Source organism: Ruegeria sp. CK3 (assembly GCF_056536565.1).
Genome location: NZ_JBQFPV010000007.1, coordinates 26,151 through 50,187 on the forward strand (window position 1 = coordinate 26,151; position 24,037 = coordinate 50,187).

Here is a 24,037-nt window from a genome sequence, read left to right on the forward strand (position 1 = left end):
AGTTTACCACGCACCCAAAAACTCAGTTGCTTTCAGTGATAAAATTTTAAGTAGTGTTTTGCTGGATACTTGTGTTGCCGTGCGAGGGCGTTGGTCTGCTGGTACGCCTTGATCCTTCAAGTGACCCAGCGCCACGTTGAGCATGCTCCGCAACAACATTGTGTCATGCAAAGCGGAGAGTTCTTCTGAGGACAGTGGGTACACCGAGCGAAACCCAGCAACCAGATACGACAGGGCGTCAACGGGAGCGTCCGGTGCCATTTCTATTAAGCTAACCGCGGCAACAGCGACGTCCTGAATGATCGGGGCGAAAACCGCGTCTCCAAAATCTATGATGCCAGAAATGTTCTGCTTTTCATCCAAAAGAATGTTTCCGTTGTGGAAGTCGTTGTGAATGATCTGTGATCGCATTTGCCGGATTCGCGGCAGCGATACGGACCTTAGCCGCTCTATTTCGGGTGCCAAAAGATCTAGAAAATCGGGTTCCATCAGCGGCAGGATCTGATCGTCGAGCACGGCACTAGATGTCGCATTCCATGGAGAAAAATCATTAGCGCCAGGGTGATCAAACCCTTCCAGTGCCAGACAGATTTTAGCCTGCATCTTCCCGACGCGATGTGCCCAAGTTTCAATAGTTGTCTTTGACTTCAAAAGTGGAAGACCTTCCAAAAAGGTAACAACCTTAACCGCGCAGCTTCTACCGTCGGGAAACTCAAAATAGCTGTAGTATGCGCCGTTGGCTGTTGGGAAAATTCGAGGCACAGGCAAGTCTGGAGCGAACTCTAGCAAGTGCTGCAATAGCTCTGCTTGATAATCGATGTAAGTTTCGGTCTCGTTTGGGTGGCTGATTTTCAGAACGGCCCAGGGCTTGCCATCGGCTCTAAGCAGAAGATTCTGGTCGCGCTCACCGGTCAAGGGGACACAATCAACACTCAGACCATATAGTTCTCTGAGCAGAACACCAATGGTATCGGAAGAGTAGCTTGGAGGATCGAAGAGATTCATCCAGCTGTTTGGTTTGGCCGTGTTTGCGACGAGCTTCCGGGTTTCTTGCACTCGGCTCTCCGAACTAAAATTGACAGCTTTCTCGAAAGTGTTAAATGGGCATTTTTGGTGGGTCAAACGAGCAATAGTTGCTCTGAAAGTTCCATTTAGTTATCTTTTGCGTATGAAGCATCTCCCATCCCCTACCGCTCTGCGGATGTTCGTTGAGGCATCGAAACTGTCCAGTTTCGCGCGCGCCGCTGAAACATTGAACGTCACACAGCCTGCGATCAGTAAACAAATAGCGTCTTTGGAAGCACGTGTTGGCGCTGAGTTGTTTCGCCGCCGCCATCGGTCTGTTGTCTTGACGGAAGCAGGCGAGGCCTACTTAACCTACGCAGAACGAATAGTAGAATTACTAGTCGCTGGCAGCAGTGAAGCAATTTCCCGATCCGAACAAGAAGTCCTGAAAGTTGTAATTGACCACGAGTTCTTGAACTTTGTAGTCGTTCCCAAGTTGAACGAAATGCGGGATGCTTTGCCAAATCTTGAGGTTGTTTTTGTACCCGAGACCACTAGCCGCGTAGAGCGAAACTGTGATCTCGCAATTACGTTTGGACATCCTAGTCATCGCGATTTCCGGTCTGAACGTCTTTGTCGATTTCGCGCATTTGCCGTAGCTACACCTGAGTTAATCGCTAGCTGCGAGGAGCCCCTTGTTGATCTACCCTTGTTGCATGATGAAGATACTTATTGGTGGGACGCCATATTGCGTGCAGAAAACATCGTAAGGAACAACCATGGAATTTTCCTGGGAAGCGGCGCTACTGCATTGCGTGCGGCGATGGCAGGCGCGGGTTTGGCAATTGGCGATGATCTGTTGTGTGCCGATGCCCTCTCGTCTGGTCATCTAGCAAGAGTAGGCAAAAGCTCGCTGCCTGGGCGAGTTGACTTCTGGCTATCGATGGGCAAGGCAAAACAAAACAAGCCTGCCGCACATGAGTTCATAAATTGGATAAAAGGAACGCTGCGTTCCGATCTCGTCCTGTAGCCAAGTCGGGTTCTCATCGTCGAACTATAGTTTTTGATAAACGACAGCTCCAAAACACTACTTTGGCATATCCCAAAGCAGTTTGTTGCAGGGGATTGGTCAAGGGTTTCAGTTCCGCGATGAGAGCGAGCCGGTTGACGGCAAAAGATCGACAGTTTGCGATAACTAAGCGGAACCAAATGAACTACTGTTTTTCCTTTGACCAAGAATTTGTCCTGCGAAATGATATGCTCACCAAAGAACGCGCTCACTACGACCAGCACCAGATATGTTTTGGTCGGTATCACCCCTTTGCGCAAACTCACGGCATAGGAGGGACAAAATATGACATTCCAAAAAAGCAATGGGAAACCAATGCCCGAACACCTGATCGCGGCTGCCAAGCGTGTCAGAGCCCACGGTGAAAAAGTTAGTCGCAGAGAGTTTATTGTAACGGCTAGTACTTTTGGTGCGTCAGCTGCCACTGCATATTCGATGATTGGCATGGCGGTGCCTGCAATGGCGAAAACCATTCAAAAACCGATGCAGGGCGGGACAGTGCGATATCAGACCTCACTGCACCCGCTAAAGGACCCTCGTACCTATGACTGGGTACAGATGGGCAACCTGACACGAGGGTTAATCGAGTATCTGGTTAAATACAACAACGATGCCACTTTCACGCCGAAGTTGCTAGAGGGCTGGGAGCTCTCGGATGACGCCAGGACGTACACTCTGAACGTGAGAGAGGGTGTTCAGTGGAACGACGGCAGCGAGTTTTCTGCCGATGATGTGGCACGCAACATTCGTGGCTGGTGCGATACAAGCGTAGAAGGAAACTCGATGGCGAGTCGCTTTGCGACATTGGTTGACCCTGAATCTGGTCAGGCGATCGATGGCGCTATCGAAGTTGTCGATAGCCACACCGTCAAACTCAATCTGCCTCGTCCGGACATCACTCTGATCGCTGCGATGGCAGACTATCCGGCGGCGATTACACATAAGGACTATAGCTATGAAACCATCGTTGAAAAGCCGCTTGGAACGGGCCCCTATATTCCGGAGTTGATTGAGGTCGGTGTAAAAGCTGTTCTGATCCGCAATCCGAACCATACATGGTGGGACCAAGGCAATGGGGCTTGGATCGATCGGATAGAATACATCGACTATGGCACTGACCCTGCAAATTGGGTTGCTGCAATCGAATCTGACGAAGTCGATACGATGTATCAGAATATCGGCGAGTTTATTGAGATCGTTGAAAGCATCGACGGTTGGCGCCGGGACGACGTGGCAACTGGGGCGACTATCTGCATTCGCACCAATCAAAAGGCCGAAGTCGATGGGTTAGTACCCTACGCGGATGTTCGTGTTCGCAAAGCGCTTCAGCTTGCGGTCGACAACGCGGTGTTGCTCGAACTAGGTGACTCGGGTAACGGTATTGTCGCGAATAATACCCATGTTGGCCCTATGCACCCCGAGTACGCCGATATTGGTCCGGAAACGCATTCTCCCGAACGTGCAAAAGCGCTCATGGAAGAAGCAGGAATGGCCGATTTTGAACACGAGTTGATTTCGATCGATTCAGACTATCGGAAGGATACCTGCGACGCAGCTGCAGCACAGATCCGAGACGCGGGTCTCAAGATCCGACGTACAGTTCTGCCCGGCAGCACCTTCTGGAACGATTGGGATAAGTATCCGTTTTCCGCAACAGACTGGAACCATCGGCCACTGGGTGTGCAGGTTCTTGCGCTGGCCTATCGCTCAGGTGAAGCGTGGAACGAAAGCGGGTTTTCGAACGCAGAGTTCGATCAGGAACTCGAAAAAGCAATGGCAACGCCGGACGTCGATGCTCGGCGCGAGATTATGGAACGGATAGTGACAATCATGCGGAATGAGGGCGTTGTGATACAACCCTACTGGCGGACGACAACGAATTTTTCGAAGGTCAATTTGCACGGGTCAGAAATGCACATTCAGAATGAATTCTGGCCGCAAAACCTGTACTGGGCGGCGGACAATTAAGTGAGAATGAATCTGATGAGAGCTTTGCCCAATGGCGTTTGGAAACGCAGAGAATGTTTAACCGTCATGTTCCTAAGTCGGTGAGGCTCTCGCAGGGAAACGAGGTTTGGGAATGGAACGCTTCGACACTTCCAAATTCTCATATTAGCACTGGTACTGGTCATCTTCCTGTCAGCCGATTTCGCCGTAACAGGGCGGGAAAATTCAATCAAGAATAGCAAAGCTAGGTTAGTGGATCCAAGTTAAGACGATGGACGTAGCAAGCGAAATACTGAACCAATTCCAAATCAAAGGTCGAATGGTTGGTGTTTTCAGCATGCACGAAGAATGGGCGCTTAGTTCTCCCAAGGAAGGTGATCCCGTATTTCATTTGATCTCGACAGGCTCAGCTGTGATCAAAACTGATCGAGATGAAATAGAACTTGGTGAAGGCGACATGATAATGTTTCCTACGGGGAAATTCCATACTATCGGAAGCTCAGCGAACACCACCAGATTGGACCTATCCGAAGAGACCTTAGTCTCATGTGTTCATTCAAAGAACGGTGATCATGTATATGAAATAGTCAAGAAGGGCGTTGGACCAGAAACTGTAGTTGTTTGCGCCGCCTTAGACCTTGGACCCATAACGCGCTCGCCTCTTCTTCGGAGTTTTCCAGATCACATAGTTATCCGAAAGCCTGCATTCAAAAGCGCTTCGTCCGTTGATCAACTGCTGCTTGCGTTGGTAGGTGAGGCAATGGAAGGCTCACCGGGAGTATTTGCTTCCTTAGACAGCGTTTTACATGTTGTTTTCGTCTTCTTCCTTCGTAAATTGATCGACGAAGCTCCTGATGATCAATTTGGATGGTTGAAAGGACTTCGGAATCGAGAAATTGCAGGTTCTCTGACGCTGATACATAGTTCACCTGAGAGGGCTTGGACTGTCGAAAACCTTGCCAAGGAAATAGGTCAGTCGAGATCAAAGTTCTCTAGGGAATTTTCTGAATTGATTGGTGAACCACCTATTCAGTACCTAAACAGACTGCGGATGACACAAGCTGCCCAGCAACTGCTCTCAATGCCAGAGAAATCAATTGTAGATGTAGCACTTTCGGTTGGCTATCAGTACGAAGCCTCGTTCTCAGCGGCGTTCAAGCGTGAGTATGGAGTTCCACCAGGATCTTGGCGACAGAAAAACTTCAAGGGCGCGGCATGATATGCTCGTCTACTTGCTCATCACTAAGGGAACTATAGCAAATCCTGAAGATGAGTTCCACTTTTGTGGCATGTTTTGAGTGTTAGCAAATGATCTGGTTTTGGCACACCTGTACAATGGTTTCCGAAGTCTGCGGTTTTCATGCCACAGCAGTGTTCGGGCTTTTCTTGTTGTAGGTGTTCCTGCAATATTCGATCAAAATCCACGCTTCTTGAGGGCTTTAGAAGGTTGCTCTGCTAAGGAACTCTTCTCTGAACCAAAAATGTAGCTTTCACAGTTTCGGTTGCGATGGCTGTTAATACTGCTCCGGTTGAATCAGAGCGTGTTCACGCGCTGGCACCCGACATTCAAGAACCGAATCCTGTTGGGCATCATAATCTGACGGGTGCCTTCGAGGAGGTGATCACAGCTTTTATGCGTTCCGATAGGATGGATGGATCACTTTCTACTCTACTTCGTTGCTATGCACGTGTTCTTCTTGTGTAGTTTCTGATGGGCGGATGTCCCAATCTCAGTGCAAAATGTCTCAAATCACTCAGTAACAGTTCAGCAACTGTCGCTGTCAGGGTCTTTCATATGCTGGATTGTTCCGATGAGCTTCCGTTTTACTTCTTTGAGTTCACGGATTTTTTGATCCACATCTTGAAGCTTTTGTTCAAGGTTCAAGATGACGTCTGGGCGCGGAATTGAATTCTCGGGATCATCAGGCAAAAACCTTTTGATTTCAGATAGAGAAAAGCCTAGCGACTTACTGATGGTGATGGTTCTTAGGCGCTCAACCGTTGTGTCAGGATAGTCCCTATAACCGTTTTCTCTTCGCATCGGAGATGGGATTAAACCGTGCTTTTCATAGAAGCGAATGCTCGAAACGGTTACTCCGGTTGCATCTGCAAGTTTGCCTATCTTCATGCTCTTGACCTTGAACCATTGTCCAGGGTTTATATCAGCTGGGATCACGAAAACAAGGATCCCAAAATGACACAAACCGATCTTTTTGAGCCGCTGACACTACCTAACGGAACGGTATTGCCCAACCGCCTAGCCAAAGCGGCGATGGAAGAAAGCCTCGCTGCCTATGGGCAGGTTCCAGATGCCGGTCTGATACAACTCTACCGCCGCTGGGCAAAGGGTGGCGCAGGTCTTATGATCACCGGCAACGTTATGATTTCACCCGACGCGCTATCAGGGCCAGCAAGCGTGGTCTTGCAACAAGGGACTGACTTGGCGCCCTTCAAAGAATGGGCGCGTGCCGGTCGATCTGGCGGTGGCGAGATTTGGATGCAGATCAATCATCCTGGTCGACAAGTTATGGCTTTACTCGGTGAAAAAGCCGTATCAGCCTCGGATATCGCCGTGCAAATTCCGGGAATGTCCAATAGATTTAGCTCACCCAGAGCTCTTCTTGATGACGAGATAAGGGAGATCATTGACCGCTTTGCAACTACTGCAGTTCTGGCTGAAAATGCAGGCTTTACTGGAGTTCAAATCCATGCGGCCCATGGGTACCTGATCAATCAGTTCTTGTCGCCGCTTACCAACCACCGGGAAGATCAATGGGGAGGGACGTTGGAGAACCGTGCGCGTCTTTTGTTAGAGACAGTCACCGCCGTTCGGAATGTCGTGTCTTCCGGCTTCGTGGTATCAGTCAAACTGAATTCAGCTGATTTTCAGAAGGGTGGATTTGATCTAGAAGATGCTAAATGGGTCGTCAGGCAATTGAATGATCTTCGGGTGGATCTTGTAGAGGTTTCCGGTGGTTCCTACGAAAGCCCGGCCATGCAGGGTCGCCGCGAAGACGGCACCAGTACTGCGCGTCGGGAGGCATATTTTGTTGATTTTGCGCGTGAAGTTGCCCAAGTCGCAACGATGCCAATCATGGTAACTGGTGGTATACGATCCAAAGAGGTTGCCGAGCGTGCCATCGGCGAGCGAACTCAGGGAATAGGCGTCTCGGTCCTGGGAATCGCGCGCGCTTTGGCTTTTGAACCTGATCTGATCAACAAATGGAAAAACGGAGAGGCGCTTACAGTCGATGTTCCTAACGTGAAGTGGAAGAACAAAAGACTGGCCGGTTTCGCGTCGATGGTGCTTGCATACAACCAGTTGGAGAATATGTCATTGGGGAAAGCCCCCCGTAAGAGCCGTTTCCCGTTCTTTTCATTGATGCGCAATCAAATACGGTCCAAAAAGTGGGCCAAACGCTACCGAAAGTGGCGTGAGGCCACAGTAAACGGCTAAGACTAGTGTTCGGAGGCTTCTTAGGTCCTTGGGATATGCCTAAAGCACATTCAAAATGGCTCAGGCTTCCGAGCATTCTAATCGTTGTTCATCATAGGGTTGGCATTAACCTACAACCGACCGCAAATAGACTTCGAGATACTCAGATTTGGTTCGAAATGCCGAGTTCTTCAACCAAGCTTTGAATTGATATATCACCACGACCAATTGCAACACCGGGTGTAGTTACGAAGTCAACTCGCCTCATTGGATTCAAAGGGAGATGTCTGAAAACCGAGCAAACTGGCTTGAAGCCTTTATGCGTTTTAGATCTTAGTTTGATTAGTGAATTAGCGCCGTGCCTAGCCCGGCAGCCGGGTTTGTCCATTTGGATAGTAGCGAACTGTTTCTTCAATAGGAGTTGCTCTCCTATCGCCGTTTGCGCCTTGCTGATTTGCGCGGAGTGCATTCCCTACGGTCACGTGGAGAGCCGCCGCGGAGAGTACGATCTTGCCTAGTTGGCTACGTTCATTTAGTTAAGTGTAATCGATACTTATTTAATATTTGCGAACAAGAAGGATCATTTTCGGAATAGTGTTCCCAATACGCGCACTAGGCTACTAAACAAAACGTGCATTTCGGGGTCTGCTACGCCCAAGCGATCCTTAGGGGCCCGCCGTTGCTTGCACGAGCATCGTCCAAGCCCGAAGCGGGCGCCTCTCTCGGAAACATTCAGTTGGTTGCGAATAAGCTTGGTGCAGACACGCAGCCGAGCATGGCTCAGTAATTTCCCTTTACGTCTTCCACCAGGATCAACTGAGCTTATTCCAAGGCATCAGAGACGAATAGACAATAAACTAAGACGTCCGATGATTAAACGACTTTGGTGCCCGTGATCTAATGGGCTTCGTGAAGGCGGGAAACGGTCGACAAGCTATAGAATTCCTAGAGTGTGGGCCTTGCTCAGGTTCTAGATATCTGAGTTCCCGCTATTGGGCGGCAATGGGGTTAAACCAATCATAAACTTCACCAGTTCGCTGCCCGAACATTAAGTACGGGGTCTTGTCAATTCGGGGGATAGAATGGGCAGCACAAACAGGTTGGATGCAGGCAAATATAGGACTACGTTTGACGCGCGCCACTTTGATCGAGACGATCGATTGTATGCGCTCGAGAACTTTGTCCAGGGCGCACCAAAGATGTCGATGGGCAGCGCTAAGTTCGAAGCAATCTCGGCAAGTAACGAAAACTACAATGCCGTTCAGCGTCAGATAGTCGAAGATTTTTGGCTAGCGAAGGTTGCGACCTCAGGCTACAGAATCGCAAAAGCTAAAGAGCATAGCAGATCGGATACGACGTCGCAAAAGATCACAGTGTGCCGGATCGATCACGGAAGTGTGGAATTGGCTTCGCCGCGACTCCAGCACCGTTTGTCTGCCGGTGACATATATTTGCACCAAACCCACCAATTCGATACAATTTTTGGGCCCGGCAATCTGTCAAAGGTCATGCTTCCTGCCCACTACTTCAGTGGCATTTTGACCGATTCTTTTCAAGTAGTTGCACTGCCTAGGGGCACGCCATTGAACACCATTATGAACGCGGCAATTTCCAGCGTTGAGGAACTAAAAAAAGACGTTCCCCGAACCGAAATTCTGAGGCTTTCAGGTGTCTTCAAAGAGCTTGTGTATAACATCCTGAGTTCAGAGTCTCGCGACACGAGTAAAAGTCGCCATGAACTTATCAGGGAACGAGCAAGGGCCTATGTGGTAGAAAACCTAGACGAGCCCGATCTCGATATCGCTAGCATCGCAGCCTACGCAAATGCGTCTCGCGCGACACTTTATCGTGCTTTTGAGCCTGTGGGCGGAGTACGTGAAATGATCACTGATCTTCGACTTCAGGCTGCGCGCAAGATGCTGCGGACAAGATTGCCTGCGCGTGGCCTTATTTTAGATGTCGCCTATTCCTGTGGTTTTCGATCCCCCAATCAGTTCAGTCGTAGTTTCAAAGAGAAATTTGGGATGACCCCTGGCGCGTTCAACGAGAAGTATTTCATGCCAATCTGGGTATAGATCGTGATCGCCATGCTCGGCTTCAGTAGTGACTTGGGTTCACTTTTTGCGGCTTTCTGTGAGACGATGCGCGTTTGTCGTGAGACGTTTCGACTATACATGCCTGTTTAAAACTATTTGAAACTCGGCGATTGTGATCGGTCTGAGGGCGTGCGCTATTGAATTGACTGGGCGGTGACCTAGTGTCAGGCGGTAGTAACTTATTGTATTGATGGTTCGGTTGGAGGGCAGCCCTGGTATCTTTCACATAGAACCAGTTTAGCACGTCCAAATGCCGAGGAGCGAAATCAGGACAAAGAGTGGTTCAATAGAAAGAGCTGACCCATCGGAAATGCGGGCAACTATCAGAGAGAAAGCGACAAATGGATGTAGTGAGCGAAATGCTGAGCCATATACCTGTCAAGGGTCGCACGATAGGCTTGCTAAGCTTGCGCGGTGATTGGGCTTTTGAATCTCCAAAGAACGAAGAGGCCGTGTTTCATCTGATTTCAAATGGATCCGTAGTTGTCACGACCAATGGTGAGCAAATTCATCTGCGAGAGGGTGACATGGTGTTGTTCACTCAAGGTCAAACACATGTTCTAGGGAGCGCCCCGGATGCGCCGTTCGTGACGTTTGCCGAAGAGGATACGCGTGTGCGTGTTCACTCAGTCGAGGACGGTGATGTCCACGATGTCCACAAGAGCGGAGATGGACCTGAGACGTCGATCGTATGCGCAAGGTTCAATATTGGAAGTGCGGCAGCGACACACCTGTCAAAGAGTTTTCCGGATCGGATTACTCTGCGAAGCGAGGCGAACGACAAAGCTGAGCTCATGGAGCCGTTGCTGCGCAGTATCGCGCTTGAAGCGAGCCGCAGTTCGCCAGGCGCGTTGTCAGCATTGGACGGTATGCTTAACGTCCTGTTCATTCATTTTATGCGCACTTGGCTTGAATCTTCGCCCGAAGCACATGACGGCTGGTTGAAAGGTTTACAGGATCCAAGCATCGCCAAGTCATTGAAGCTAATGCATGATGAGCCCGCTCGGGATTGGTCAATTCAAGAATTGGCAGAGGCGATTGGAATGTCTCGGGCCAAGTTTGCTGCTCAGTTTTCGAAACTGATTGGAGAACCCCCTTTGAAGTATCTGACGCGATGGCGAATGGTGCTTGCGGCCGAACAGCTCGGCAATGTTTCGGGGCCAGCTATTGTTGATGTCGCCCTGTCAGTTGGATACCAGTCTGAAGCCTCTTTTTCAGCGTCGTTTAAGCGACAGTTCGGTATGCCACCAGGTGCCTGGCGTAAGCGTCAATTGGCGATCGTTAACCGCTGATTGGCCACACGAACCCAGTTCGAATTCTCATCTCAGATAGAAAAAACCTCCCATCCCGCTCGGGTGGGGGGCTTGGGTAGGTGGTTCGAGCAATTGGGCAAAAGATCGATTTGCCCGTTGCGTGCCCGCTAGAACATCCTATCAAGTGTCTGAAATTCCTTCAGCGTCGCAAAAGGTGGAGCGTTTGTGTCACCGTGTTGCGTCGAAAGCGCTTTAAGCTTTTTAACTCTATACGCTTTCAGGGCACGTGTTTGAGACAACCAATCTGTCACTTGAGACACCCGGAAATCGTCAAATCACTAACCCCTATGCGAACCTGACAACCGATCTGGAGTCGTACCAACTCACCAACGAACGACCCCAGTGCATTGGTACAAAAGGGGGTAGCAATGGAAGCGACTGTGATGGGCAGGCGAGTTGTATTTTGCGCGGGCAGCGCAAGCGATTGGGCAATTCGTTCAATCCGTTGCAACGAAGTACACATGGCTTTTGGACGCTCTCAAGTCATGTCGGCGTATCGCGACGGTGCCTTGTTTTGGGCATCCCAAACACTGGTCGCTGCAAACACCCGGCCGAAACCTTGCTTTAGCTCGAAGGTTTCAACGCGCCTCCTGAAATCGAACGAAGTCAAACGCGACTGTCCGGAAAGTGTGGTCATCGCACTAAAGGACGGCCTGAACAGCAGGCCTAAAAAGTAAATCAAATCGGACCCAAAAGGTTGAGCAGCCGGCGTAGATTCCGGGGAATGTTAGGAAAAAATGAAAAACTCACTCACCAAATCCAGAAGGAACCTGCATTGCGCGGCATTGATGTGCTCAACCGCGATTTTGATACCGGTAGGCCTTCAAGCGCAGCAAACTTTCAACTATAATACCCCACAGGATATCTTTCCTAACTACCCTGATGACCAAACCATTTTCGATGACATCATTGGGTCTGACTTGCCTTTAAGCGAAGGTGTCACTCTTATCTTCGGCAAAGATATTGATATCGAAATCTTCGACCAAGATTTCGAATACGCAGGCATTGATCTCGTCGACCTGTTCCTGAACGGCGTAACCGTCGTATTTAACGGCACTATTCGAACCAGCGGGGACGAAGCATTTGGTGGCCCGATCGATGCCGATAAGGTCTCAGCGGAAGGTATCTACGTAAGCGAAGCCGACAACTTCAGGCTGCTAAACAACGGTGAAATCTACGTGGGGGATCACTTTTCGAACGCCATACAGGCGTCTAGGGTCAGTAACTCAACATTCATAAATACTGGAAAACTGGTTATTCTGGAGGAAGCTGCGGAAGAGGTTACCGAAGAAAATGGGGAGACCGGATTAACGTCCTTTGCCTCAGCCGGCATTCGTGTGAATTCGGTTAGGGCCTTTTTTGACGATCCGAACGACCCAGAACTTGTCACCTCTGCTGAGGCACTTTCAGGCAATACGGCCATCAACAACGGTGAAATCGTTTCTGAAGTTCTACAAAGCCGTGGAATTTATCTCGATGGTGCTAGAGGCGCATTTTACCTATCTACCTATGCTACTGCGATCAACAACGGCACCATCAGGATGCTGGCTGAAACTGATCCCAGGCCTGCACCCGGCACATTTGATGTAAGTGGTTTGAGAGCCGAGGGTCATGACAACACTCTGATCAACAATGGGTTCATTGAAATCAATCCTGAAGGGTTCGGGATTGATATCAATGGCGCGAACGGGACTATTTTGAACACCGGCACCATTCTCTCCTATGGCGACAACTCTCATGGGATCGAGCACTATCGAAACGGTAGTACGCTTCCTGACGATTTGGAACTCAGCTATACAGCAAACACGGGTCTTGTTTCGGTTGAGGGGGAAAACAGCCATGGTGTGACCCTAAGTGGTCATGTTGGACACGTTTTTGAAAACTCAGGATCAGTATTTTCGCGGAATGGTTACTCGATTGAAGTAACCGGTAGTACACCGCTTGAGACAGGTGATCGGAATACCATTCGACTTCTGGACGGTTCGCTTTTGTTTGGAAGTGTCTTTGTAGGCGAGCTTAGTGCCGACCACACTTCAGTGATTCTTGACGATGGGCTAAATGCAACTGTCCGTTTTGCGGAAGGTGCTCACATCGGAGACGGTGCCCCAGCCAGCTTGCCAGCTGAAATCAGATCCTACCACAATTCGCACTACTTCGATCCTGGCACCAATGCAGTATATGTTGCCGATCTCGATTCCTACGCTCAGCAGGATCAAGCATTCTTTAACATGACGCAGATGCTGCAAGACGCCGTCGAGGCAGGCAGCTCAGCAGAGGCCCCAGAAAACTCTTTCGCCTTTGCAGCAAATGACGAAGGCGTTTGGACGCGTGCATTTGGTGGTGGCTTGTTCGCTGGTTCAGATAGCACGTCGCCTGGATACGATGCCTTTTCCTTCGGTGTTGTGGCTGGCAAGTCCCACAATTCGCGTGGTTTCTTCGGGGGTCTCGCCTATACCACCGTTTCGGGAGACGAAGACGTCTCGTATGACACTGACATATTTACTCTTTATGGTGGCTTGTCTGGCACGTTTTCGAGCAAGCTGGACTACTCACTTATGGCAGGTGTGTCATACAATCACACTGACCGCGATGTTGCCGATAACGGTGTTTTGGGAGGGATCGACACCACCGATTCAGACTACGCATCGGTCTTCATTTCCCCAGCAATCACTCATGCTGGTCCTATAGAGGGCAGCTCGATCAGGTTGCGCTATGTTGGTCTTTGGCAGCAAGACCACGACTTCAACTGGGATGGAGGCACTGAAATGTCTGTGGACAGCCGGTTTTCCAATCTCGTGGAAACCCGTTTTCAAATGGAACACAACACGGGCGTTGGCACGATTGCCTACGGCTTGGATGCGATCTGGTCAGACGGCAATGACATGAGCTTCGAGCTGATGGGTGCGGACCTAACATCGCCATATGACGACGGTTTCGCATCGCGGGCCTTTGTTCGATATGACAGCAAGTTCGGACATTTCGAGGTCGGTTATGACTCCGAAGACCGAACAACTGTCGATTTTGGCCTAGAGGTATCGTTCTAAAGATCAACCTCACTGTTCGAAACTCAACGGTAAGCTGACAGCATTCCTTTTTCGATCTCTAGCGACCTCAATCGGTATCGTTAGTTCGGTTTGTTGTATACCAAAAATGGAGTAAGACAAAAGATGTCCATTGACATATCACCACTCAAAGATATCGCAGGTTTTGTTGGCGCTTGTCTCGTAGACAGTGAGTCCGGAATGATGCTGGCCGCTGAAGCAGGTGCCGGAAAGTTCGATTTGGAAGCAGCAGGCGCTGCCAACACTGAAGTTGTTCGGGCAAAGAACGCCGCAATCGAAGCGCTGGGTCTGAAAGAGAAGATCGAAGACGTCTTGATCACTCTGGACACTCAATATCACCTGATCCGTCCATTGTCGTCGAACCCCAGCGTATTCATTTACGTTGCGCTAAATAGGAAGCAGGCAAACCTTGCGATGGCGCGTTTGAACGTACGTAAGGTCGAAGAAACCTTGAGCCTTTAGACTGCGTATTGGGTGGCGTCATGCCACCCAGCCGCACCGTGTCCGAAACTGTGATCACGTACTCTCGTCCATGGTGGAAGTTAGGCCTTTGGAAGAAAGATTCTGTACTAAGTATGACTCCTGTTCGGAACAGTATGTGAGTATGATCAAAAGGCAGTAAACACATGAACATCGCGCCTCTACAAAGGAAGAAAATCGACAGAATCCGCGATGTCTTGTCTGACCTGGAAAAAGAAAGCTATTTAGAATCAAATTCCAGGCTTGCCGATCTCAATACTCGCTTCAAGAATTGTGCGACCAAGGTCGCTATTATCGGGCAAGTGAAATCTGGAAAATCCACCTTTTTGAATGCTTTCCTTGGTGAAATGAACCTTTTTCCCACCGATGTTAATCCATGGACATCCGCTATCACCAATTTGCGCATCAATGTGCCGGGTGATCCGATACAAGGCGCGTCTTTTGAATTTTTTGATGACCATGACTGGAAGCGCATTACCGATGAGTCGCCAGAAGCCTTCCAAAAACTGGCCGAGATGCTGCCCGGTTTTGACAGCGAAGTGCTGAAGAACCAAGGTATTGAATTGCAATCGGTCGCCAAAAAGCGATTGGGCAAGCACTATGCTGCGCTCCTAGGATCGAAGCATGAATACGGCTTTCTGACCCCGGACTTGATGGTGCGCTATGTCTGCGTTGGGCAGGAGGCTGACGGGAGCAAGACGGCCCCGTCCTCTGGCCGCTATTCTGCTTTGACCAAGCAGGCTGATTTATACATGCGTAAGCCAGAATTCCTGGCGCCGATTGTCATCTCGGACACACCCGGTGTGAATGACCCATTTCTAGTGAGAGATGAGTACACCTGTCGGAACCTCGACTCAGCCGATATTTACTTGATGGTCCTGTCGGTACATCAGGCGCTGACCAATGTAGATCTTGCGTTGCTGAACGCGCTGTCAGCGCAGGATGACAAGCAGTTCATCATCTTCGTGAACCGGATAGACGAGCTCAGCCGATACGAAACGGAAGTGCCTGAAGTCATTGAAGATGTAACCGCGCGATTGTCTAAAGCGATTTCAACATCAAACTTCACAGTTATAGCTGGGAGCGCGTATTTGGGGAGCCATCTATCCAATGGCCACAAGCTCGAAAATGTATTGGTGCAGGAACAGCTGGATGCGTATCTTGACGCGCTTGGGGCAGGTGAGCTGCGGACGGACGAAGAAAAGATAGCGCGTTTTGTTGGACTCGATGCAGTGAAACGGAAAATCTCCGATTTTATGGATAGCCAGCAAGGAACACAGCGCATCGACCGTCTCGCCCGAGACATTGATGCCGAGGTCAACACGCTCAAAGTGAACGCCCAGTGTGAACATGACGCGGTCGAGGCGCTTCTGAATAAGGTTAAATCGAACAATATTCTGGCTGCGGTCAATGAGCTTGATCAGGAAGTTGAGCTGGTTCGCGAAACTGCGGCGAAGTTTGAAGCGCTAAAATCAAGTGCCGAAAGTCGGGCGCAGTCCACAATTCTCGACGCGCGGAACCTTCTTGATTTCCAGGTTCAAAAAGAAATTGAAGTCTTTGCCGAAACGCAGAGGAATGTTGTCCAACATCTATTTATGGTGGCCAGCGAGCTCGGTAACAAGCCTGCAGGGTTCGAGATCGATATATTGCCTATTGGCACTTCGATCCGCGAACTGGCTTCTAAGGCCTACGACGACACTCGCGAGAAGATTGATTCAATCGCAGCCGAGTATCAACGTGTGTCTCTAGGTACGATCAGCGGCGGGCAGGAGCAAGCAAAGGCGATCTCGATAGGAGACTTACCAAACTACGGTTTTTCGTCTTCGCTTGCGTTAAAAAAGAAATCCCTTAGCACAACGGTCTATTTGTGCAACAGCTGGGAATTCTGGAAGAAGAACAAAGTGGATGTGGATCGATATATGTTGGCCATTCAAAGCTTGATGAAGGATGAGCTGTACAGTGGTTTTGCTGATCTACTAAATGCGTTTGCAATGGCCCTGGCCGAGCGGTTCAGCGCAGCAGTAGAAAGTGTTCTAGCCAGTTCAAGGTTGGCTGAAAGCCAAATAGAAAAATACATTGGTCTGCTTGAACGGGACAAGAAAGCGCTCATGGAGTTTGCGGATTCTCCCCAAAAGCTCTCTTTGCTGTCCGGCATACTACGCAAGCAGCGGTGTACTGCTCAGAGCAAGCTAGACGCGCTGATCGCGATAGAAAACAAGGTGTCCGTCCCGACGCTTCCGAGTGGGTAGGCGGTCGGAAGCGTCTTTTGACACGGTGAGATAAATGCCAGAACCGAAAATCATGAGTTGGGCGCATAGGGTTGTTGTATGCGGTGAGGCTGGTTCCGGAAAATCAACTGTCATCAACACGCTATTGCGTGAAACCACGCTGACTTATGGGTTGGTTAGTGGAGAACGTCCGATCATCATTTTTCGCTACGCAAAACAGGCGGGCATTCTTGCGAATTTCAAATCTGGCAAAAAGGCTATTTTCAGAAGTGTTTCACAGTGTCTGGACCTGAAGGGTATTGCCAGCCTGACTGTGTTTCACACCAAGGAGCATATGAAGAATGTTGAAGTCTACGAAATACCGATGGACAGAAGTGCTAGAATAAGCAACGAGGCTCAAGCGATCATACGCAATGCAGATACACTGGTTTGGACCACCAATGCTTCGCAAGCATGGCGGCTAAGCGAACGGGATGCGGTTCAAAAATTGCTGCAGTACTGCCCACCGCGTCGGTTCGTAGTGGTTTCCAGAACCGATATGCTTAAATCGCATTCGGACCGCAAAAAGATCCTCAAACGCCTACAGACCGAAGCACAGGTCTATTTCGAGGACTTTCATTTTATCTATGGTAACAGCGACCTGATCGATTCCTCTCACTATGAGGAAGAAGGGTGGCAAAGCACAGGCGGGTCAGCTCTTTTGTCCGCACTGATGGATGGCGTGTTTCCGGACCTTTCGGGTAACATAGTTGGGGCTGAAAACGTCGTATTTGAAAGGGTTGTAGAACTTGGCGCCGTGGAACTCGAATGCCGACTTGAGACGTTGCCAGCCATTTGCGCTGCGGGTCTGCTGAACCCTAAATCCTCAAGCTCAGGGGAAGTATTTTTTGGAGAAAAAAAAATCTGTTCTGCGGTCAAAATGTTTGCCAAAGATGCCCTGAAAACGCTGAGCCATCAGTCATTCTTTAGAGACCAACTATCTACTACGACCCAGATACAGATTGAGCTCTTCGAGTACTTCGTTTTTGTTGGCTGGACGGGCAAAGGTGATGCGGCGCTTTTTGCTGTCTTCGACAAAAAAATCTGCAACTTGGGCATGGCGCGACAGCAGTTTTTCGAGATTTGTGAAGTGTTTGAGTAGATAGAGTGATGTTTCTCTCTTGACGAGGGTCCATACAACCCTTCATCGAAGCGCTTAACTCCAATTTCAGAGCAGAATATCTAGATGCGCATTGGTTTCTGCCGCTAGCAAAAATCCCCGAAATGAGAGAGGAATGACTTTGATGCTGCAACGAAGCAAGACCACACAGCACAATAGGGAAAACCCCAACGGCAAGGCTAGTAGTCAAAATGGTTCTCCCAGAGGTGACTCATGTCAAAATTGCTTCGGCTGGCTCAAATAAAGACAGTCAGCAAAACCAATAATGGTCTCGCTATTCTCTCGTGCAAGGGGTTGCTAGAAAGAGCTGAGCCCGCCCGCTATCAGCCGTCAATTGGATCAGCAATTCTATTTTTCCTGCCCTCCGCAACTCTCTAAAACGTAACTTAGCTGATTTAACGATCCGAATGACACAGTTGACTAGCCATCTGAGACGGCGAGCTAGCGACAGGGCGGGGGGTGAAAGGTACATTTCACTTCGTTGCTCATGCACTTCTTCGGAAGATCGGCTATGGCACCACTCACTCACCACGGGCGCCCGCTCGTGCTAGGGCCGGATCGACCCCCTCTCCGGCCCTAGCGGAGACCGTAGGTCTTTGAGCGCGAGATCAAAGCCGTTTGGGGTCGAGTGCGGCTGAGTGCTAGATTTCCCTTTAAGCAGTTTTTCGGTGAAGCCGCCGTTCGTTTTTTGCGCGGCGGATTCAAAGAGAGAGCCAAACTTAGTAATGCTGCGCGACGCACGAATGTCAGCTCTTGATCCTCTGGAAGAGTTAGGTTGCCAACAAAGATACTACATCAGTCGCGAGGTGCTCGCTTCGAACCATCGATCCGTGGCACGGGATGATCATCGTGGGTTCATCCGCAGCAGAACGATCCCGTAGCCATGCGGCATAGGCAACTTTGTCTTTGATCCCATAGGTGGGGAACGTGCCCAGCATTTCAACCGTCCGCCCGACGTGGCCCACTTTTCCCTTGGGGCCTTTGAAGCTGTCGCAAACGATCCATAGGCGTTCCTGCTCGGCCATGATGACCAGCCAGACTTCTCCGGTTTTTAGCCCGACCGGCTCGGCGAAGTCGCAACTCTCAGGGAGCAAAGTTTCCAACTGTCCCAGTCTTTCGAAGGTCAACCCCGCCTGTTTTTCAAGGCGAGGCCGCGCACCGTCAGAACAGACAATCTTCGCATTTGGAAATGCGTCTGCATACTCCTTGAGACCTTTGTGATGGTAGTGGTTCGGTGCGAGCAAGTAGGCAACCTCACCAAGGGCCGCGAGGCTGGCTTTGGCCGCTTCGCCCAGACCCAGAACCGGGCTGTAGAGGCAAAGTGATCCGTCGCTCAACCTCAGCGCCGTGCAGTGAAGAGCTCCCTTGTGCGCTAACCAAATCGCGGAGTGATTCGGGATCGGCACGAAGGCAGAAAGGTCTTTGCTCATTGGGCTTATGCCTGATCGCGGGCAGTAAACCACCACACGATCAGCGCGGCGACGACCGTTTCGACCCACGCCATAGGAAGTGCTACGGCCAACACACCTACCGTGGCCATGTTCATGTTGTAGAGGCCTAGCCAAAGTATCACGAAGACAGACATCCAGACCCCGGTGCCGTACAAAACCGCACGTAGTGCTGAGGCTCCAAAGACTTTCATTGTCATCCACGGCAGAAGCGTCGCCGTCAGTACCAGGATCGTGTCCCAAACACCCCAGATCATGAACACCGGAAGATTCATTGGAGCAACGTTCGGCACCATGGGGAATGCCTCGCGCATCATGGGCATGACGAATGCGAAATAGCGGAAAACCTCAGAGGCATTGATCCAAATGAAGTTGACAATGAGCGCCAGGGTGAGCGGCGTTAGGCGGCGGGACGTTTCAGGGTTTTCGGCGATCATGCTCATTTTAGGTTGTCCGTAATCAGGGAGAGAAAGCTCTGGACAGCTTTGCGCAACACATCGCCGTCGCTGACGGTGCGCGACGTCATCCAAAGTCCGTTGGTGAAGATGACCATGACATCAGCTAGTTCGTGGATTTTTTGCGGCTCATGGTGAGGTGCGGTGTTTTGCAGTGCTGACGCAAACCCCTGCCGGAGACGACCATTGTGTCGTGCAACCTCTGTCATGACGTCAGGATCGCTGGGGGCAACTTCAGTAGCCGAATTAGCGACAAAGCACCCCGGTCCCGGCAGACCTACGCTTTCGCCCAAAGAGATTTGCCGTTCGAAATAGTCCGACACACTTTGCAGGGTCGCATCAGGCGCTTCCACCACTTCAAAGGCGGGGGTCACAACGCTTTGCTGATACCGGTCAAAGCAAGCCAGAAACAACGCCTTTTTGCCGCCGAAACTATTGTAAATACCGTGTCGGCTAACCCCCGTTGCTTTCACCAGATCATCCATCGACGAGGCATGGAAGCCGTTTACCCAGAAATGCTGGAGTGCGCGGTCGGAAAGCTGTTCAGAAGTGAAAGACGTCGTGCGTGGCATGTTCAAAGTGTAACAGAACGATCGTTCTGTTGCAAGCAGACATTCGGGCAAGCACAGCGAACGGCAGTTCTGTCCGCGTCTGGTGAGTTCATACAGCCCGCAGCGAAAGTCAGGTCTGGTGCCGGTTGAGGGTCCTGTATACGGTTGGCCGTGACACAGAGAATACCTCGGCCAGTTCGCTTATAGAATACTCCCCTGTGCCATGCATCCGGCAGAGTTCTTTTTGCTGTTTCTCAGACAGCTTGGGCTGTTTTCCACGCAGCTTGCCCTTGGCGCGCGCGATGGCCATGCCTTCACGGGTCCGCATGCGGATCAGATCGGCTTCGAACTCGGCGAAGGTAGCAAGGATGTTGAAGAACATCTTTCCCATAGGATCAGTCGGATCATAGACGGATGCGCCGAGCGCCAGCCTGACACCTTTCTCCTGGAGCTGATCTGCGATGGCGCGGGCATCAGGAACGGACCGGGCTAACCGATCGAGTTTGGGCACGACAAACGTGTCGCCTTCACGCACGGCGGCTATTGCCTGATCCAAACCGGGGCGGGCACGGCTAGTGCCGGTCAGGCCGTGGTCGGTGTAGATGCGATCTGGAGCGACGCCGAGATTATTCAACGCCAGTTTCTGGGCGGTGAGATCCTGATCGTTGGTCGAGCAGCGGGCGTATCCGATAAGTGTGGGGCTCATGGCCGAACTGTACGAATATGGCCCCTTTATTGCAATTTTTATCGTACTATCTATACGAGACGCTTCCCGCGCCAGTTTTGCTGGGACGAGCGCGTCACGAAAAATCGTCCGTTCATCGGACCTCTAACGGACATAGCTTTGAATGGTACACCGAGCGGTTCTGACCGCGCGACAACGCGCGGCGCTTTTAGATCTTCCCACCGATGAAGCTTCGCTGTTGAAGCACTACACCTTGGATGATGAAGACATCGAGCACATCCGCACGCGGCGGCGGCCCAAAAACCAGATTGGCTTTGCGCTCCAACTCTGCGCTCTTCGGTATCCGGGCCGTTTGCTGAATGCAGGTGAGGTGATCCCTGAGCCTGTCTTGCGTTTTGTTGCCGCCCAAATTGGCCTAAAGCCTGACGATCTTCTTCCCTACGCCGCCAGAGAAAACACCCGCTACGAACATCTTGACGTTTTGCGCAATATCTATGGGTACAAGATGTTCACGGGCAAAGCTGCAAAGAAGATGAAACGTTGGCTCGATCAACACGCCGAGGCCGCACAATCCAGTGAGGGCATGGTGCGCGGGTTTGTGGAAGAATGTCGTCGGAGACAGATCGTCTTGCCCGGCCCAACCAGAATAGAACGTCATTGTGCGGATGCGCTGGTTGATGCCGAGCGGCGGGTCGATGCCCGTATTGTTGCGCGTCTCGATAGCAAGATGCGCGCACGCCTTGATGCCTTGCTGACCGAAGAGGTGGACGGTCGGGTCAGCCGGTTCATCTGGTTGCGGTAGTTCGAGGTCGGTAAGAACTCCGCCGATATGAAACGTCAGCTTGATCGGTTAGATTTTCTGCAAGGAATTGCCTTGTCATCTGCGGTTCTGGACGACATTCCGGCGCATCGGGCCACACAATTGCGCCGTCAGGGCGAAAGGTATTTCACAGATGGGCTGCGGGACATCACCAGTGATCGCCGTTTGGCCATTCTTGCCGCATGCGTTGTGGAATGGTCAGCTGCCATCGCTGATACCGTCATCGAAACCCACGACCGGATTGTCGGTTCGATCTGGCGGGAAGCAAAGAGGATTTGCGATGCCCGTGTTGCCGAGGCGCAATCGGAGATCGCGGCGACCTTGGCCGGGTTTGAGACTTTGGGCGCGACATTGTTAGTAGCCAAGGGCGATGACATGGCTGTCGCTAGTGCCGTAGATGCGTCCTGTGGCTGGGATGTTCTGGAACGACTCGTCGCGACGGCCGGAGCACTCGGCAAAACCGTCAAGGCGGATGCACTGGCCTATGTCGAGCAGGGATATCATCGGTTCAAGCTCTATGCCCCGCGAATGCTGGAAGCGTTGGACATAACGGGAGCCCGTGTGGCTGAGCCTCTTCTGGCGGCGACCGGTGTGATCCGTGACAAACGCGCTATTCCAAGTCACTCTGCGCCATTTCTTCAGCCACAGTCTAAATGGCGAAGTCACTTGAGGAATCCAGAAACCAACCGGGACCGCTTGTGGGTCGTTGCGGTATTGTTCCATCTGCGCGACGCCTTCAGATCCGGGGATGTCTGGCTTGCCCACTCGCGCCGCTATTCTGATATGAAACAGGCTTTGGTTCCGGTCGAGGCCGCGCAGACTATGGGCTTGTCGATGCCATTGGAGCCGAAAATCTGGATCTCAGATCGTAAGCAACGGCTTGAGGACGGGCTGCATAGGCTTGCTGTGGCAGTCAAAAACGGAACCCTTCCCGGCGGCATTATTGAGGATGGCCGGTTGCGCGTCGAACGGCTTGAAGCTGATGTACCTGCTGAAGCCGATAGCCTCATCCTTGATCTTTATCGCCGCCTGCCGGAGGTACGGATCACGGATATCCTTATAGACGTAGACAATGACACGGGGTTCACCGATGCCTTCACCCATCTGCGCACCGGGGCACCGTGCAAAGACAGGCTCGGATTGCTTAACGTCATTTTGGCAGAGGGCCTGAATCTTGGCTTGAGCAAGATGGCCGGGGCCAGCAGCACACATAGTTTTACTCAGTTGGCACGGCTCTCGAACTGCCATGTCGAAAGCGAGGCCATCAATCGGGCCTTGGCCATCGTAGTCGAAGCTCAGGCACAGTTACCAATGGCAAAATACTGGGGTGCCGGCGAAACCGCTTCCAGTGATGGGCAATTCTTCCCCACCACGCGACAGGGTGAAGCGATGAATCTGATCAATGCGAAGTATGGCCATGAGCCGGGCTTGAAAGCCTATACCCATGTATCAGATCAATACGGCCCCTTTGCCACGCAGGTTATCCCTGCCACGGTGAACGAGGCCCCATATATTCTGGACGGCTTGTTGATGAACCCGACCGGCAAACGGATCAAAGAACAATATGCCGACACGGGTGGCTTCACAGATCTCGTTTTTGCTGCAACCTCGCTTCTCGGGTATCTGTTTATCCCGCGCATCAGGGATTTGCCCTCCAAACGGCTGCATGTCTTTGACCGGCGCAGTGTTCCGACTGAACTAAGGGGTTTGGTGGGCGACACAATCCGAGAAAATACGATTATCGCAAACTGGCCAGATGTGCTGCGCTGCATTGCGACGATGCTCTCAGGCAGGATGCAACCCAGTCAACTCCTGAAGAAACTGGCGGCGCGGCCACGGCAACATGATCTGGCCGTCGCGCTGCGCGAAATCGGACGCATCGAACGTACACTGTTCATCATCGAGTGGCTGCTCGACACAGACATGCAGCGCCGTGCCCAGATCGGTCTCAACAAAGGTGAGGCACATCATGCTTTGAAAAGCGCCTTGCGGATCGGGCGGCAGGGAGAAATCCGGGACCGTACAACTGAAGGCCAACACTTTCGGATCGCTGGCCTCAACCTGCTCACCGCCATCATAATTTACTGGAACACAAAACAGCTTGGCATGGCGGTTGCGCAGCGGAAAAAGGGCGGTTTGAAAACGCCAGGATATCTCTTATCGCACATATCGCCTCTTGGCTGGGCTCACATCATCCTCACTGGGGAGTATCGCTGGCGGCAAATGAAGGTGAAAAACGCTTAACGGGGGATCTAGCACTCAGCCGCACTCGACCCCTGTTTG

The 24,037-nt window shown here is 51.2% G+C and carries 17 protein-coding genes and 1 pseudogene; 12 read left to right on the forward strand and 6 right to left on the reverse strand.

Annotated elements, in window-relative coordinates; genetic code table 11:
- Positions 1–3: 3 nt before the first annotated feature.
- Positions 4–1,056, reverse strand: a complete 1,053-nt coding sequence (locus ACR0C3_RS11235) for a phosphotransferase (protein ID WP_480563986.1) — start codon at positions 1,054–1,056, stop codon at positions 4–6.
- A 145-nt stretch (positions 1,057–1,201) separates the two neighbouring features.
- Between ACR0C3_RS11235 and ACR0C3_RS11240 the strand changes: the two genes are divergently transcribed.
- From ACR0C3_RS11240 to ACR0C3_RS11250, 3 genes are all read left to right on the forward strand, one after another.
- Positions 1,202–2,035, forward strand: a complete 834-nt coding sequence (locus tag ACR0C3_RS11240) for a LysR family transcriptional regulator (protein ID WP_480566916.1) — start codon at positions 1,202–1,204, stop codon at positions 2,033–2,035.
- A 324-nt stretch (positions 2,036–2,359) separates the two neighbouring features.
- Positions 2,360–4,042, forward strand: a complete 1,683-nt coding sequence (locus ACR0C3_RS11245) for an ABC transporter substrate-binding protein (protein ID WP_480563990.1) — start codon at positions 2,360–2,362, stop codon at positions 4,040–4,042.
- A gap of 250 nt (positions 4,043–4,292) precedes the next feature.
- A complete protein-coding gene (locus ACR0C3_RS11250; protein WP_480563992.1) occupies positions 4,293–5,240 on the forward strand; it encodes an AraC family transcriptional regulator in 948 nt (315 codons plus the stop codon).
- 546 nt (positions 5,241–5,786) lie between these two features.
- On the opposite strand, the gene ACR0C3_RS11255 is transcribed toward ACR0C3_RS11250, so the two are convergent.
- Entirely contained in the window at positions 5,787–6,149 is a 363-nt protein-coding gene (locus tag ACR0C3_RS11255) for a MerR family transcriptional regulator (RefSeq protein WP_480563994.1), read from the reverse strand.
- Positions 6,150–6,215: 66 nt separating this feature from the next.
- On the opposite strand from ACR0C3_RS11255, the gene ACR0C3_RS11260 reads away from it, so the two are divergent.
- From ACR0C3_RS11260 to ACR0C3_RS11295, 8 genes are all read left to right on the forward strand, one after another.
- Complete coding sequence (locus ACR0C3_RS11260; protein ID WP_480563996.1) at positions 6,216–7,478, forward strand: NADH:flavin oxidoreductase/NADH oxidase family protein; 1,263 nt, start codon at positions 6,216–6,218, stop codon at positions 7,476–7,478.
- 1,061 nt (positions 7,479–8,539) lie between these two features.
- Positions 8,540–9,532 (forward strand): helix-turn-helix transcriptional regulator, encoded by a 993-nt coding sequence (locus ACR0C3_RS11265; protein ID WP_480563998.1) that lies wholly within the window; start codon positions 8,540–8,542, stop codon positions 9,530–9,532.
- Between the two features lie 362 nt (positions 9,533–9,894).
- A complete protein-coding gene (locus tag ACR0C3_RS11270; RefSeq protein ID WP_480564000.1) occupies positions 9,895–10,845 on the forward strand; it encodes an AraC family transcriptional regulator in 951 nt (316 codons plus the stop codon).
- Between the two features lie 389 nt (positions 10,846–11,234).
- Positions 11,235–11,543, forward strand: a complete 309-nt coding sequence (locus tag ACR0C3_RS11275) for a hypothetical protein (protein ID WP_480566917.1) — start codon at positions 11,235–11,237, stop codon at positions 11,541–11,543.
- Positions 11,544–11,603: 60 nt separating this feature from the next.
- Positions 11,604–13,910 (forward strand): hypothetical protein, encoded by a 2,307-nt coding sequence (locus tag ACR0C3_RS11280; RefSeq protein WP_480564002.1) that lies wholly within the window; start codon positions 11,604–11,606, stop codon positions 13,908–13,910.
- Between the two features lie 123 nt (positions 13,911–14,033).
- Positions 14,034–14,390, forward strand: a complete 357-nt coding sequence (locus tag ACR0C3_RS11285; protein ID WP_480564004.1) for a roadblock/LC7 domain-containing protein — start codon at positions 14,034–14,036, stop codon at positions 14,388–14,390.
- Between the two features lie 164 nt (positions 14,391–14,554).
- Positions 14,555–16,657: a dynamin family protein gene (locus tag ACR0C3_RS11290; RefSeq protein WP_480564006.1), complete on the forward strand. Its 2,103-nt coding sequence runs from the start codon at positions 14,555–14,557 to the stop codon at positions 16,655–16,657.
- A gap of 34 nt (positions 16,658–16,691) precedes the next feature.
- Positions 16,692–17,777, forward strand: a complete 1,086-nt coding sequence (locus ACR0C3_RS11295; protein WP_480758508.1) for a P-loop NTPase family protein — start codon at positions 16,692–16,694, stop codon at positions 17,775–17,777.
- Positions 17,778–18,565: 788 nt separating this feature from the next.
- Here ACR0C3_RS11295 and ACR0C3_RS11300 read toward each other — a convergent pair.
- The 4 genes from ACR0C3_RS11300 to ACR0C3_RS11315 form a co-directional block, all read right to left on the reverse strand.
- Positions 18,566–19,132, reverse strand: a complete 567-nt coding sequence (locus ACR0C3_RS11300; protein WP_480758510.1) for a hypothetical protein — start codon at positions 19,130–19,132, stop codon at positions 18,566–18,568.
- Between the two features lie 98 nt (positions 19,133–19,230).
- A complete protein-coding gene (locus ACR0C3_RS11305; RefSeq protein WP_480564012.1) occupies positions 19,231–19,686 on the reverse strand; it encodes a hypothetical protein in 456 nt (151 codons plus the stop codon).
- Complete coding sequence (locus ACR0C3_RS11310; RefSeq protein ID WP_480564014.1) at positions 19,683–20,270, reverse strand: TetR/AcrR family transcriptional regulator; 588 nt, start codon at positions 20,268–20,270, stop codon at positions 19,683–19,685. The genes ACR0C3_RS11305 and ACR0C3_RS11310 overlap by 4 nt, the downstream gene beginning before the upstream one ends.
- Positions 20,271–20,379: 109 nt before the next feature.
- The gene (locus ACR0C3_RS11315) at positions 20,380–20,955 is read right to left on the reverse strand and encodes a recombinase family protein (protein ID WP_480564016.1); all 576 of its coding nucleotides are present in this window, start codon (positions 20,953–20,955) and stop codon (positions 20,380–20,382) included.
- Positions 20,956–21,097: 142 nt separating this feature from the next.
- Here ACR0C3_RS11315 and ACR0C3_RS11320 point away from each other — a divergent pair.
- A pseudogene (locus tag ACR0C3_RS11320) lies at positions 21,098–23,998 on the forward strand (Tn3 family transposase).
- Positions 23,999–24,037: the final 39 nt, after the last annotated feature.